The 14,176-nt window shown below is 60.1% G+C and carries 11 protein-coding genes and 1 pseudogene; 5 read left to right on the top strand and 7 right to left on the bottom strand.

Annotation, left to right across the window (positions count from 1 at the left end; genetic code table 11):
* Nucleotides 1-365: 365 nt before the first annotated feature.
* Nucleotides 366-758: pseudogene (locus WDM24_RS43165) on the top strand (Ku protein); the annotation flags it as partial.
* A gap of 485 nt (nt 759-1,243) precedes the next feature.
* Here WDM24_RS43165 and WDM24_RS43155 read toward each other — a convergent pair.
* Complete coding sequence (locus WDM24_RS43155) at nt 1,244-1,489, bottom strand: hypothetical protein (protein ID WP_166107283.1); 246 nt, start codon at nt 1,487-1,489, stop codon at nt 1,244-1,246.
* Between the two features lie 1,716 nt (nt 1,490-3,205).
* Entirely contained in the window at nt 3,206-3,613 is a 408-nt protein-coding gene (locus WDM24_RS44615) for a transposase (protein WP_414645821.1), read from the bottom strand.
* A gap of 119 nt (nt 3,614-3,732) precedes the next feature.
* Here WDM24_RS44615 and WDM24_RS44610 point away from each other — a divergent pair, with 119 nt between their 5' ends.
* Nucleotides 3,733-3,945: a hypothetical protein gene (locus WDM24_RS44610; protein WP_414645820.1), complete on the top strand. Its 213-nt coding sequence runs from the start codon at nt 3,733-3,735 to the stop codon at nt 3,943-3,945.
* A gap of 403 nt (nt 3,946-4,348) precedes the next feature.
* Here the strand turns inward: WDM24_RS44610 and WDM24_RS43145 are convergent, their stop codons facing one another.
* The 5 genes from WDM24_RS43145 to WDM24_RS43125 all read right to left on the bottom strand — a co-directional run bounded on the left by WDM24_RS43145 (nt 4,349) and on the right by WDM24_RS43125 (nt 10,979).
* Nucleotides 4,349-5,269 (bottom strand): SWIM zinc finger family protein, encoded by a 921-nt coding sequence (locus WDM24_RS43145; protein ID WP_166218001.1) that lies wholly within the window; start codon nt 5,267-5,269, stop codon nt 4,349-4,351.
* Nucleotides 5,266-7,974 (bottom strand): DEAD/DEAH box helicase, encoded by a 2,709-nt coding sequence (locus WDM24_RS43140; protein ID WP_338832636.1) that lies wholly within the window; start codon nt 7,972-7,974, stop codon nt 5,266-5,268. The genes WDM24_RS43145 and WDM24_RS43140 overlap by 4 nt, the downstream gene beginning before the upstream one ends.
* Nucleotides 7,971-8,246 (bottom strand): hypothetical protein, encoded by a 276-nt coding sequence (locus WDM24_RS43135; protein WP_224925079.1) that lies wholly within the window; start codon nt 8,244-8,246, stop codon nt 7,971-7,973. Before WDM24_RS43135 ends, WDM24_RS43140 begins: the two co-directional genes overlap by 4 nt.
* A gap of 202 nt (nt 8,247-8,448) precedes the next feature.
* A complete protein-coding gene (locus WDM24_RS43130) occupies nt 8,449-10,650 on the bottom strand; it encodes an ATP-dependent RecD-like DNA helicase (protein ID WP_166107273.1) in 2,202 nt (733 codons plus the stop codon).
* Between the two features lie 164 nt (nt 10,651-10,814).
* A complete protein-coding gene (locus WDM24_RS43125; protein WP_166218004.1) occupies nt 10,815-10,979 on the bottom strand; it encodes a hypothetical protein in 165 nt (54 codons plus the stop codon).
* A gap of 713 nt (nt 10,980-11,692) precedes the next feature.
* On the opposite strand from WDM24_RS43125, the gene WDM24_RS43120 reads away from it, so the two are divergent.
* From WDM24_RS43120 to WDM24_RS43110, 3 genes are all read left to right on the top strand, one after another.
* A complete protein-coding gene (locus tag WDM24_RS43120) occupies nt 11,693-11,857 on the top strand; it encodes a hypothetical protein (RefSeq protein ID WP_166218292.1) in 165 nt (54 codons plus the stop codon).
* A gap of 543 nt (nt 11,858-12,400) precedes the next feature.
* Nucleotides 12,401-12,754 (top strand): hypothetical protein, encoded by a 354-nt coding sequence (locus WDM24_RS43115; RefSeq protein WP_166309244.1) that lies wholly within the window; start codon nt 12,401-12,403, stop codon nt 12,752-12,754.
* Between the two features lie 238 nt (nt 12,755-12,992).
* Nucleotides 12,993-14,075 (top strand): ISAs1 family transposase, encoded by a 1,083-nt coding sequence (locus WDM24_RS43110; RefSeq protein WP_338821920.1) that lies wholly within the window; start codon nt 12,993-12,995, stop codon nt 14,073-14,075.
* Nucleotides 14,076-14,176 lie beyond the last annotated feature (101 nt).

Genomic DNA, 14,176 nt, shown 5'->3' with positions numbered 1-14,176 from the left:
TCCTGGTCCGGCCCCGCCGGACTGGCGATGTCCCGCTGGGACGGTGGTCGTGGCGACCTCGGTCAATCGGCTGGTGGCGGTTCGTCCGCACTCCGCTGCAAACGTTGAGGCGCTCGATCCGGACATCATCATGAGGCGCTCGCGACCTCGGAAAGGACCATGACCCCAGCTACGACATCAATCCATTTACGCCGGAGCAGCCAACGACATCGATTATCCAATCCCGTCAGGCGATCGTGTCGCCATCCGCGATCGCTCCGTCTCCGCAACGCGACCAGCTCCGACGGAGCAATCGCTACGGGCGTGCCACTGGAGAGAAAGAATGACAGCTTGACAACAACCCGCAATTAAAGGGCCGATTGACAGGCCTGATGGGGACGCTGCTGCGCTACCCCTACGAAGTGCGCGATCCGAAGGAGTATTTCGACGAAATCGATGACGTCAAAGTCACCAAGGATATGCTCGAACTGGCCCGGCACATCGTCGAGCAGAAGGCCGGCAACTTCGAACCCGACAAGTTCGAAGACCAGTACGAAACGGCGCTGGTCGATCTCATCAACCAGAAGCGAGCGGGCAAGCCGATCACTCCGAAGGAGCGCCCGCGCGGCGAGAACGTCGTCGATCTGATGGACGCGCTGCGCAAGAGCGTCGGCGGCGCGGCGAAAGTCGGCGTGAAGTATCCGGTGACGCCTGCCGCCGGGTGCCCGGACCGGCTCCGGCGTTGGCGAACAGCCGGGCCTCCGGCACCGTGTCGGTGACGTCGTCTGGCAACGGCCAGGTCAGCCCCGCCGCCTCGAACCGGCGGATCGTCAACCGCACCGTCGAAGGGGCCGTGCCGACCCGCCGCGCAATCTCGCGGGTCGGCATCCCGGCCGACTTCAATCTGATCATATCGCGCACATGGCGCATCGCAAACCTCTCCGTCGGCATCCAGGTCCCCTTCGCAAAGCCGAAAGGCGGGACCGTATCGGAGCCAGAAGAGGCCTCGTCACCCCGGGCGACATCATCCCGGATTGGTGGGCGACATCGAGCGGAATGAGCATACTGGCCGATCTTGGTGGTGATCACATGTCTCGGCCTTGCTTTTAAACATCTAATCCGGCCTCTGATCGAGCAAGTCAAACGGAGAAGGCCCGGGACCAAAAGCCGCCCATGAGTAAGGGCGCCTCAGTTGGCGGCCTCTTTATTATCATCGTCGTCGTATTCAAATGACAGCTGAGTTGGGTCAAGAACGAATAGCGTCCTACGTCAGCTTACGCCGTTCGCTCTCAGCCCTATTCGCCGCCTCGAGCTGCCCTGCGATGTAGTCGGAGATATCGCCGATCTCAGCCTCCAAGTCCGCTTCCGGTATACCTTGTTCCTTGGCAGCATCGATGAGGCGGCGGCTCAGCTCGGCCACATCCTGCGACGCGCCGACAGTCCGATACTGTTCGACAGCGTGAACGCTATTCTCGATCCAGAAATCGATAAACTCGCGCGCCTTGCTCATCGTGCATCCTCTCCGCCAACCTCAAGACCAGCGTTAGCGCCGGTGAGCAAACGCAGCAAGGCCACCTCGAAGCCGGAGACGCCTTTGGCGAAATTTATCACTTCGCCCCAGTCCAGTCGGCGCGGAGATATCGTACCAGTCCACAATCCGGGAAGATCGGCAAGTTTCAGCCGGCTGTTGTGATGCTGACAGCCAACGCAGAAGACCAAGCACCCGTCTTGAAGCCATTTCGGTTCGACGACAGGGCCGGTCCAGTAACGAAGGTGACGAGCGGGCTTGTGACGCCAAGGCAGCCGACTCCATCACGATCTCCAGGGCTCTGGTGAATGGGCACCGCGTGGCCTACACCGCGTGGCCTACCATGTCATGCCAATTCGGAACGACGTGCACGGCGCCGACCGTGCCGCATTGCCGTGCACACAAGGCGCCCGCCGGCGAGCCATTCCGCAGGGCAGCTACCAGATGGCAAGAAGCGGCCGGACCATTTCGTGTAACGACGATGAGCCATCGCGGATGATCGCGCACGATACGGCGTGGAGTGAAGCCGCTAGGGGGCGCTCGGCAAGGTCCCCAGAGGCACCAGGCTTTGGTCGGAGGCGCGCCAGCCCGGTCGCAGTGCTGCCCGCGCTCCGCCCACTGGCACCGGTAGCCGGCGTTGCGAAGGAGACCTGCTCTCGCCATGCCCGACGCGCTCCTTGCGGGAAAGGCCGAGTTCGCCAGCAGTGGCGTTATGTTCTCCTCCGGAACATGCCCAACGCTTCCGGGATTGTTCTGCCGCCTTGCTACTTCACCATGCTCCTGCGCGGCGTCAGACTCGTCAGCGAGACGACGCTTTGCGCCCGATGCGCGGTTTCCGGCCGAGGCGGAAGCGGCTCTATCGATTTTTCGCGATCTTCAGATCGTGGATGTGCCTGGGCGCCCGACCATCGACGAGTGTTGCCTGCCTTGGGTCTGATGCGGGCTTCGTGAATGTCTTTGTGAGTGAGACCGATCTCGGTAACGCTCGCCCAGCGTGGAAGAATTAGGCTTGCCAGCGCTCTTGATCTCTCCCCCGCTCCTGCGCGGCGTCGTATTCATCCGCTAGCCGCGCGCTTCGCCTGCGCCTCGATCTCAAGCGCATTTGCCTGCGCGCGATAGGCGGCGCCGCTGCCAACTGTCGGGCCACCTCGGGCGGGATCTCGATCGCTTTTCGGCTGATCGACATGCCCGTAAAATAGGTATTTGGGGCCCGTCTGGCGAATCCAAACGAAGCGGCCCCAGCAACCCTTGGAGGCCCGGGGGGCGATTGCTGGGGCCACATGGCCAGTCCCGCGTCAGTCGAGATTGGTTAGCTTGATCGCACACCAAATCCGAAGAAGAGACAATCGCGAACCAGAGTTCCGCGTCTCGACGCCGGGGAACAGTGGTAAAATTACCACCATGCCAGGGCGCAACGCCGCCCGCTTAAAATACACGCCGGCGACGTCGGCTCTAGCCCCAGGATGTAAAGTGCAAAATCCTGACGAGCATTAAGACTGCGCAGGCGCAAACGTTTCGTACCCAAGAGGGGGTAGCCTGCTGGGTGCAGTGGACCCTTTGCTGAGGACCACCGGGTCCGGTTCTTAAGTGGAGCTGCTGCCGTTCGTTCTTCCCAATACTTTACGCTACTCTTGCTTGCTGCTGTTGCAGCTGTGGGCAACGCGCAGCGTTGTCCAAGCTTCTCGCTTGCGAGAAGCGTCATATCCACAGCCTCTTCGCCGAATGCGCCCCGGCCTGCCAGACCGCCATCGGCGCGCGAATTTCCAGCGCCTGATGGGGTCGGGCGATTCCGGCTTTGGCCTCGTGGCCATCCGAATAACCCTTGAGATAGATGTCCTCGTATTCGAGCGAGCGCCACAGCCGCTCGATGAACACGTTGTCCATCCAGCGGCCGCGACCGTCCATCGAGATCCTGACGCCGGTGGCGGCCAGCGTGCCGGTGAAGGCCGCGCTGGTGAACTGGCTACCCTGGTCGGTATTGAAGATCTCAGGCCGGCCGAGGCGCGCCAAGGCCTCTTCGAGCGCAGACACGCAGAACGATGTGTCCATCGTGTTCGAAAGGCGCCATCCCAGTACCGCACGGCTCGCCCAATCGATGATCGCCACCAGATATAGAAAGCCCTGGCCGGTCGATCACCATATGGCGCAGGAGATACGGGAAGATCTTGTGTCCCGGCGCCGGCTTTGTGGTTCTGGGCTTTGGTCCCAGCGCCGCGATGCCCATCTTGCGCATCAACCGCTGCACGCGCTTGATTGATGCGACGGCCTTCGGCATTGAGCATCGCCGTCATCCGCCGCGAGCCCAGGAACGGCCAGGCCGTGAACAGCTGGTCGATGCGTCGCATCAGCTCAAGGTCGTTGTCATTGGCCGGCCGCGGCGGCCTATATACGCTCGATCGCGCAACGCTCAGCAGTTGGCATTGCCGGCGGATCGATAGACTCTCATGATCGCGCTGAAGCAATCCTCGGCGATCCGGCGCGCTCATCTTCCGGACCTCCTGGCTAAGAACTCTCGCTCGACCGTCAATTGTCCGATCTTCGCGTGGAGCTTCTCGACCTCCAGTTCGTGGGCCGCCTCGCCATCCCGACCAGCGTGTGAATCGGCGTGGGGTCCGGACGCCGATCGGCGCCCCAAGTGCTTGATTGACTTCGCGCGTGCGGGGTCAATGTTCAGCGTCGATTCACACCCACAAGTCGGACTGCGCGACGCGCAGCGACGGATCGTTAATGCCGCTGCCGCGCACTCTGTGGCGCCTCCCCCTTCAGGCCGCAGCCATGCGCTCCCTACCGCGGTAGCGGTTTAGTGCAACATTCATTCTGGCAACCTCGGCCCGACATAGTTCAACAGCGATCGGGACATCCCCGAGTGCGCCGTTTCCTGGCACTTGCTCGGGTTGTCTTTTTCGTTCCCGAACTGACCCGAGTCGCACGATGTAAGGCGACATCTGTCTTCGCTGCTCGTTTGGTCTTTCTGGCAGATATCTTGCCTTTTTGCGCCTTGGACTGTTGGGGTCTCTTTGCGACTGTTAAGGCAGGATTTGGGGTATGCGGAGTTTCGGCCATCTCCAGCCCGAATAGAGCGGCGACATCGCCTTCATCAAGCACCTTCGCCGCGCCTGACGCCGTTGTTAGCGGAGAATCCTGTCCAGCGCTGGCGAGCATTTCAGTTTCATCCACATCACGCAGCACAAAAAGAAGCTGAGGCTTTTCATCTAGCCGGGCGCCGACACCATACAGTGCTGCCGCAACGTGCTTGCACATGTCCGCCCAATCTGGACAGCTGCAGGACAGCTTGATTTCCGTCGGCGACGGAAACAGGCCGTCACCCTCTCGACAGACCCGGTCCATCACGCCTTTCGCCAAGCGGCCCTGCAGGAGCTCAACTAGCGAATCGACGGTCCCGGCGCAGTCCCGACAGATGGATTTCCAGCGTGCCCGCGTAACCGGTGCAATGACAATTTTGATTTGGTAGAGCTCAGACCCGGCGACCATTGCCGATATCTCGCCCTTGGCAATTTGCAGGTCGATAACGGAGCCGTTTCGGACATAGGTCCGGCCGCGCGGCAAGCGGTTCTCATAGTCGCTGTATCGTTCAAGGTTGACGCACCAAGATCTGCCCCAGAAGCTCTTGGTAATTGTGCGGCCCTCGATCCTCACGGGCGCAACGGATCGTCCCTGCTTCTTGAGCTTGGCCAACTTGCGTTCTGCCTGTCGCCGCTTCTCAGCTACCGGCACGTAAGCATGCCACCCGTAGTAGCTCATTCATCCCCTTCCTTCATCGCCGCACCCAAATCGAGAGTCACGAGTCTAAGCAACTCCTCATCTTTCATCTCAGTCAACAGGATGTCAGCTCCGCCGCTAAGAAAATCCCCAGCCAATTGTTTCTTCGACTCAATCATATGGTCGATCTTTTCCTCCACGGTGCCGCGACAAACGAACTTGTGCACAAGCACGTTCTTGGTCTGTCCGATCCGGAAGGCACGGTCGGTAGCTTGGTTTTCGACAGCCGGATTCCACCACCTGTCGAAATGAATGACATGCGAGGCCGCTGTGAGATTGAGCCCGGTGCCGCCTGCTTTGACCGAGAGCACGAAGAACGGGACGTCTTCGTCTTCCTGAAATTGGCGCACCAGGTCCTTGCGCTTCTTAACCTCTGTCTCACCATGCAGGACGAGGCCGGGCCTTCCGAATACGGAGCCCAGGAACGCCACTAGTGGCGCCGTTGACTCCTTGAACTGGGTGAAGATAAGTGCCTTCTCCTGCCGGGCGGCAACCACTTCCGCGATGTCGCGCAGACGCACAAGCTTACCGCTATCCTCCTCATTCCACGCACCGTCGCCGAGCCACTGTGATGGATGGTTGCAGATCTGCTTCAAACGCATGAGAAAAGCTAGGACGATACCTCTCCGCTTTATTCCATCGACCTCTTCGAGATGGCCGGCCAGTTCCGCCACTGCTTGCTGATAAAGCGCCGCCTGCTTGCGGCTCAAGGGGCAGAAGGTTTTCACCTCGGTCTTGTCGGGCAGGTCGGCAATGATGCTCTTGTCGGTCTTCAGCCGTCGCAGGATATAGGGGCGCACCAGTTGGCGGAGCGGACCGTAAGGGTTATGTGGCCGGTCGGCGAGGCGTTTGACGAATGCCGAAAACTCCTTCGACGATCCCAACAGGCCAGGATTGATAAAGTCGAAGATCGACCATAGGTCGCCGAGCCGATTCTCGATGGGCGTGCCGGTCAGCGCAATGCGCATTTCTGCCTTGAGCCTCTTGACCGATTTTGTCTGCTTAGCGCCCGGGTTCTTGATGGCCTGTGCTTCATCGAGCACCACAAACCGCCATGATGTAGTTTCTAGCCAAGGCGTACGCGTCAGAAAGCCGTAGCTCGTGATTACGAGATCGACATCTGCGCATCTGTCCGCACTGTAAGTGTTCAGTTTCTCGGACGGCGCAGCCGATGGATGGACCACGACTGTTTTCAAGCTTGGCGCAAATCGGGAAATCTCGGCGGCCCAATTGGCTAACAACGAGGCGGGGGCTACGAGCAGGCAAGGTTTCCGAATTGCCATGTCCTCATTCTTGATCACCAGCAGCAGCGACAACACCTGGATGGTTTTGCCGAGCCCCATATCGTCGGCAAGGCAAGCCCCAAGCTTGAGCTGCGTTAGCAGATAGAGCCATTGCACACCCGACTGCTGATAGGGTCGCAGCGTACCCTGAAAATGTTGACCGGGGTCGACCCGCATGAGCCAATCGGGATGGCGCAGGGTCGCCAGCGTCTCCGCCAGCCAGGGGCCGGCAACGGTCTGGCTCCAATCGATGTCGGCTGGTGCGGCAGTTTTATCTCCGGCAATGCCAGCCCCAGCCAGCAGACGCATCGCCTCACCGAACGAAAGACCATCGGCGGCGGCGCGGCGCTCGATGGCCTCAAATTGCTCGAGTGTGCGATGCAGTCGTTCATGATCGACCTCGACCCACTTGCCACGGATTAAGGTCAATCCATCGGAATGCGCCAGGAGTCGCTTGATCTCGGCCTTCGAGAGGCTTTCGCCCTCGAGCGTCACCTCCACTCGGAAGTCGAGCAGCGCGTCCATCCCCAGCTGTGATGGCGCATTGCCCCCGACCGTTGCTTTCACTTGCGGGCGTGCGGGGTGGTTCATGCGCCAACTCGCTGGCATTCGCACGACCACCCCGGCGCTTTCGAGCGCGGGAACATCCTTCAGGAATTGCAGAGCCTGTTGTGGGCTCCAGCGCAGCGGGTGAAAGATATCGCTGGCATCGACCATGATCTTCAACCAAGGGCAACTTTCGGCGGCACGCTGGACGGGCATCAGCAGCGAGAGCAGGCGTTGGCGGTTCCTCGCACCGGAATACTCCTGCAAGGCCTTGCCGAGCGGCAGATGCTGGGCCTTGGCCTCAGCCGAAAGTCGGGTCGTGTAGGTCGCAAGAAACGCGAACGGGGCTTCTTCGTCCTTCCGGTTCTCCGCGAGGTTGAAATGAACGCGCCCAACCAAATTCCATGCCGGATGACGGCTCTTGAGGAACTCCTGCACGGAGAGCTTGGCCTGCACCAACTCGGCATCAAAGGCCGCATCCATACCTCGCCAAAGATTGGCCAGGACAGACGTCGTCAGGTATTCCGCGCCGATCATCGGCGGAACGGCCGCTGCCATCGTGTCCAGCTCGCCATCGGCGGGGATTGGCACAGGCGGCTTGGTCCGGCCGTCTCCAACACTAGGAAGAGCGCACAGTGCAGTCATGTAGCGCATTCCAAGCTCTCGCCAATACGACAACACCGGCGGGAGAACCGTCGCGACTTCGTCGGCGCCGAGCCACAACAATCCGTGCCCTGAGCCCCGTAAAAATGCTTTCTCCAGCCGCAAGCCCTGATCGGGCTCCAACGCAGGAGCTTGCGCCGTTTGTCGCAGCGTCAGCAAACCATGCGGGGTGAGAACGGGTTCCAGCGTCATCATGACGGTGGGACCTTACGACCCCACCGGAAATGTTGGCGATTTTGGTGGTGAGCGGCGCGCCACATCGAGAAGTAATTTGCCATTCTGTCACGAAGTACCGAGGATGGCGCGGTCAGCAATTCCTTGACCAGAATGAACTGGAGAACGCACTCCGCGACTGCGGCCGGAATCTCAAGAAGAAAACCATCATCTTTCAAAACATCAACGTTCCTTTCGCTTTGCGAAAGCTCGATTTGCACCAACTTTGCGCCAATCTCATCCGGCGTGAACATGCGCCTCACCTCGGAAAAGAACCGCGGCAGTTCCCGCGCGAAGTCGGGGATGTCTGGAGGCAGTACTGGTAAAACTCATCAACTTCTCACCGACAAGGTAGTCGAAGGCCGCCGTGAGCCCGAATCGCGCCTTGATCGTTTGAGCCGCTTCGCACTGTTCAATCCAAATCTTATGCGCTTTGCGCACATTCATCGTCGGCCCTCATCTTGTCGGCATCGACGCTATTCTTGACGCCAGCCACTCGTTCAATTTCGACCACCTTCGCCGCCCCGAAACGTTGCGAACCGCGATGGCAACGGCCTTCTTCTGACCGACCAGAACTACCAGTTGTTTGCCCCGGGTGACGCCGGTATAGAGCAGGTTTCGTTGCAGCATGGTGTAGTGCTGCGTCATCACCGGGATCACTACGGCAGGGTATTCTGAACCCTGGCTCTTATGGATAGTTGCTGCGTAGGCCGGCACCAGCGTGTCGAGCTCGCCAAACTCATAAATGACCGAGCGGCCGTCGAAGCTTGCGGTGAGTTCGCTGTCTTCGGAACTGACATCGTCGATATAACCGATGTCACCGTTATAGACCTCCTTGTCGTAATCGTTTTCGATCTGCATCACTTTGTCACCGGACGCGAACGTCGAACCGAAGCGTTCGACCTTGCGCTCGCCGGCGGGATTCAGAGCCGTCTGCAGTTCGATGTTTAGCGAGCGCGCACCGACGCCGCCCCGGTTCATTGGACACAGAACCTGAATGTCGCGAATTGGGTCGAGGCCGAAGCGATTGGGGATCCGTGTCTTCACCAACTCGATGATACGCTGTACGGCGGTTTCTGGATCGCCTGCTTGCACGAAGTAGAAATCGCTATCCGTGCCGGGCAGGCTGAGATCGGGGATAGCCCCCTGATTGATGCGATGTGCGCTGATGATGATGCGGCTTTGCGCGGCCTGCCGGAACACCTCGGTGAGACGCACCACCGGCACAGCACCGGATGAGATGACGTCGGCCAGCACTTGGCCTGGCCCAACCGAAGGAAGCTGGTCGATGTCGCCGACGATCAAAAGGGCAGACTTGTCTGGCACTGCCTTGATGAGTGACTGCATCAGCATGACGTCTACCATTGAGGCTTCGTCGACAACAAGCAGGTCGCAGTCGAGCGGATTGTCTTCGCCGCGCTTGAAGCCGCCGCCCTTGGGGTCAACCTCCAGCAACCGGTGGATCGTCCTAGCCTCAAAACCGGTCGCCTCGGTCATGCGCTTGGCGGCGCGGCCGGTCGGCGCGCATAGCAGGAGCCTCACGCCCTTTGCTGCGAGAATGCGGAGAATACCTTTGACGATGGTGGTCTTGCCGACACCAGGACCGCCGGTCATGACCAACGCTTTGGACATCAATGCGAGCCGGATCGCAGCGACCTGGCTTTCGGCAAGGGTAAGCCCGATCCGTTGCTCGACCCAAGGCAGTGCCTTGTCTGGATTGATCCAGGGCCAGGGCAGTGTGCCATTCGCAAGCCGGATCAGCCGCTCGGCAATCGAGCGCTCCGCCCGATGCAGGCCCACCAGAAATACGCAGGACGTTTCGCCTACGCTGTCTGCGATGACCGTGCCTGCTGTCCGTTCGAGATCAAGCGCAATGCGCACCAGTTCCACCGGGACCTCAAGCAGCTTCTCGGCAAGCGGCACCAGTTCATCCGTCGGCAAACCGCAGTGCCCTTCGTCCATCGCCTCGGTCAGCCCATAGGAGATCCCGGCCCGAACCCGGATCATTGCGGTCTTTTCGATGCCGAGTTTCATCGCGATCGCGTCGGCAGTCTTGAAGCCGATGCCGCGAATGTCGCGCGCGAGGCGGTAGGGGTTCTCGGTCATGACCTGTACGGCGTCCGCGCCATAGGTCTTATAGATGCGCACCGCCCGCGCTGTGCCGACGCCATTGCTGTGCAGGAAGACCATGATTTCGCGAACGATCTTCTGTTCAGCCCAGGCGGCCGTGATCCGGTTGGCCCGAACCGGGCCGATGCCCGTTACCTCGCGCAGCCGTTCGGGCTCCGCCTCGATGGTATCGAACACCTTCTCACCGAAGGCGCGCACCAGCTTCTTGGCATAGACTGGCCCGATGCCGCGGATCATCCCGGAGCCGAGGTATTTCTCGATGCCGTCGAGCGATGTCGGTTCCGAGGTCTTTAAGAACTTCGCCCTGTACTGTTGGCCATGGGTGCGGTCATTGACCCATTCGCCCGATGCGGTAATCCACTCGCCAGCGGAGATCACCGCGGCGTGCCCGACTACAGTGACCAGTTCGCGGTGGCCGCGCGCCTTGATCCGCAAAACGCAGTAGCCATTCCCGTCGTTGTGGTATGTGACGCGCTCAACAAGGCCAGCAAGAACTTCCCGGCTTGATGGTTCCGGCTGCGGTTTCATGCGGATCGTCGCATCATCTGCTCCGTCGCCGAGAGCACCATTTGTGGACAGCTCTCTTCCCCGAACCCAATTTGCTCAGTTGGATCGTCGTTGGCAAGCCACCACGGTGGTCACCCCCTTCGGAGCCCACCGAGTTGGCATGCATAGCGCGACTGCATGGCCGATCAATGGGCGTCCGGCGATATGTGTCGGTAGCCGCCGTGCGGTGTAAGAATCGAACTGTAAAGGAGACCAGCCAGTCGTGATTTCGCTTTGCGGTTACCGCCGGCCGCGGCAATCTTGGTCTCGACCAGCAGCCGATCAATCTTGGCTGCGCTGACGCCGAGCACCAGTGCTCAATCGGCCTGGTCCGAGCTTGAGCCGGCCATGCCGCTCCAGCGAAGGCAGCAACGTCGGAATCATTACCCTGAGCCGCTTGCCGCAGATCCGATCCGAGGCCTCCCATAGCGCCACCAGTGTGAATCTGCGTGGGCTCCGGACGCCGATCGGCGTCGCAAGTGCTTGACTGACTTCGCGCGTGCGGGGTCAATGTTCAGCGTCGATTCACAATCGCCCCCCCGGGCAAATACGGGTGCCGCAACGCGCGCCTTGCAGTTGCGCTGCGGAAGACGCAAAAGGAGGGCAATCTTAGCATCGGCTTTTTTAATTGGGTTACAAAAGCAAAAGATCACCAAAGACCAGCTTCATGAATTGATCCTAGAACGGTTTGGACTAATCAACTTCTTTCAGGTCAGCGAGGACAGGCAGCTCGGGTTCCGCACAACTGTGGTAGCGGCGCCGGCGGATCTCTATGAGTTACATTCTCGGCTCGAACGTATTTGCAGTGAGTTGCGGCCAAGATTTGAGTTAGAGTGAGTCACGACCTCAGGCGGGATCTTCGAGGGGCTTTCGGCTGATTGGCGTTGGTCGAAGTATCTATATCTGGGCTCCGGTGGGTGGGGGTGCGTAAGTTCACAGAAGCATCGCAGACCGGGTGCTACATATTCTTCGCGAATATTATTGCGGTCGTTCATAGTGGGTGACGGAGTTTACGGAGAATTACATGGCACCGATACAGGCTAGGTTCCTCGTACGAAGAGGTAGCGTCGACTGGATGGTTTATGATCGGGATCGCAAGGGGGCGGCCCAACTGAAGGATTACAGCTTGGCTGAGAAGCTGACGAAGGAACAAGCTGAGCAGATTAAGCAGCGGCTGGAGACGGCTTGACCCACGTTTGCAAGGACTGGTGCTCGCACAACGTCCAGATGGACGCGGCGAGATGGCCGGACGAGATGCCGCTATCCGATCTCCAGCCGCGGTTCACTTGCTCAGTCTGAGGCAAGCGCGCAGCTCAATCATTCGTTCGGTCGATGAGCCGCCAAGGATGGGTACGCGCGGCTGACGGGGGCTACCCTGCCCAAGTTTGGCCGAAATGGCCCCCATGCTGGTACGAGCCATCTAAGGGGCTATCCGTTGTGTGGTTGAGCCTTGGCGGTGTCGTCCGGCAACGTCGTCGCCAAGGCTCTCACGCGCGCATTCGGTCAATGGGTGCGAAGTGGTGGCGGCCGGAGTGTGCAGGCTAGCTGAAGCATCATTCCAACGGCCGCGCTAAACTCGCGAGCGTTTGTGATCTTACAAATGTCACAGCCGCTGGTTAGATACGTATCTACTGATTAGCACGGGCTCTTTCAATTGGCCATATTGCGATGGCGGCGAGCGAAGAGCGCGCTCGCCGAATCCGCGGCGGCGCATCGCAAAGGAAGAGTGCAGATGTTCAAGAGACAGGTGTCGGGCCGCAAGCTTAAGTGCGCAACCAAGCGACGTCGAGCGAAGCCGAAGCGGACAGCGCGTCGTCAACTTGACGGAGCGTTCAACTTTGCAACGCGCGTATTTTCAGATTTCGACCCGACCACGGGGGTCGAGGGTGAAATACGGGACCGCATGGTCAGGACGGCTGAAGGACGCTTCTATTTGATAGAAGGTCCAGACATCAAGCCGAGTGCTCGTGAAGTCGTAACGCCTTATAGGCTCGAAGATGTCTTTGCGTGGTTGCAGGATTGTCCGGAGCAAATCGAGCGGACAGTGATCGTCGGCAACGCCAACTGCAATCTTTTTGAGCGCTGAGTTCTGCTTTGGGCGACTAAGGCGCGGGGCGTCAGACGACGCCCTGCGTATAACCGAACTCCCGTGGGTTTCGTCAGCTTTCCGAAAGCTTGCCCGAACAATAAGCTGTTGCAGTGAGGATCAATTACGACAACGCCCCCTCCGACGGTAGGGGAATCGCATATGGCTCAGGAGGGGTGTTGCCAAGCGGTTGGAACTGGATTCTTTGGGGGTCTCTCGATTGTCGAGGGAGACCCAAATGCGCAAACTCAGGCGCCTGTTTCGACCGCTCAAGGATCCACGCGCCGGCAACACGCGACACGATTTGTTGGAGATCCTCGTCATTGCCTTGGCGGCGACGCTGGCCGGCGCCAAGACCTGCACCGAGTTCGAGTTCTTCGGCAAAGGCCGAGAGCAGCTGTTGCGGAAGTTCCTGGAGCTTGGACACGGTATTCCTAGCCACGACACGTTCAGCAACGTCTTCCGCGTGCTGGACCCGAAGGGTCTGGAAGCGGTTTTGCGTAAGTTCAGCAAGAGCTTCGGCGTCAAGGGCGTGGTCAGCATCGACGGCAAGGCGTTGCGCGGAGCCTTCACGCGTGGCCGGCGGGCTACGCCGCTACATATGGTCAACGTCTGGGCGGCAGGCACGCGCATGGCGTTGGCGCAGAGAAAGGCTCCCAATCGCAACGAGATTGCCGGCGCTCTCGAAGTCCTCGCCCTGCTCGATCTGGATGGTGCTCTTGTCACCGCCGACGCCTTGCATTGCCGGCCCGACACGGCGCAGGCCATCCGCGATCGGAAGGGCCACTATGTATTGGCCATCAAGAGTAATCGCGGCCGGCTCTTCAAAGCCGTCAAGGCGCTGCTCGATACGGCCCGGAAGCCAGCGCGGGCGAGCCAGCGAAGGACATCGGCCCACGGCCGCATCGAGCGCCGGCAGGCCATCGTCGTGCCGGCCCCAGACTTGGCAAAGCAATACAGCTTCCCTGCTATCGCTGTCGTCGGTCGCATCGATAGTTGGCGCGCCAAGGCCGGCAAGACAGCCAAACACACGGCCCGATACTTTCTGGCCTCACGCCGGTTGTCGGCCAAGAAGCTGCTCGAGGCCGTCCGCGCCCACTGGGGTATCGAGAACAACTTGCATTGGGTTCTCGACGTTCTGTTCGACGAAGACGCCTGCCGTAGCCGCAAGGGCCATGCCGCCGAAAATCTTGCCGCCATCCGAAAGCTGGCACTTAACGCTCTACAAGCCACGCCAGGTCCCACGCGCACCAGCCACAAAATGCTCCAGGCCAGATGGAATAACGACTTCCTTCTCTCCGTCCTCGCCCATATGCGATAGCCCTACCTCCGACGGGCAGAGTCCGGCCAGTAGCGCGATGCGCTGACCGGCGCTGCTACGACTGCTTACGGCCGCTTTAGCTGCTCAAGGACCCGCCTCTT

The sequence above is a fragment of the Bradyrhizobium sp. 27S5 genome, assembly GCF_037217225.1.
Taxonomy (GTDB): Bacteria; Pseudomonadota; Alphaproteobacteria; order Rhizobiales; family Xanthobacteraceae; genus Bradyrhizobium; species Bradyrhizobium septentrionale.
This window is presented reverse-complemented; position numbering and strand designations above follow the sequence as displayed.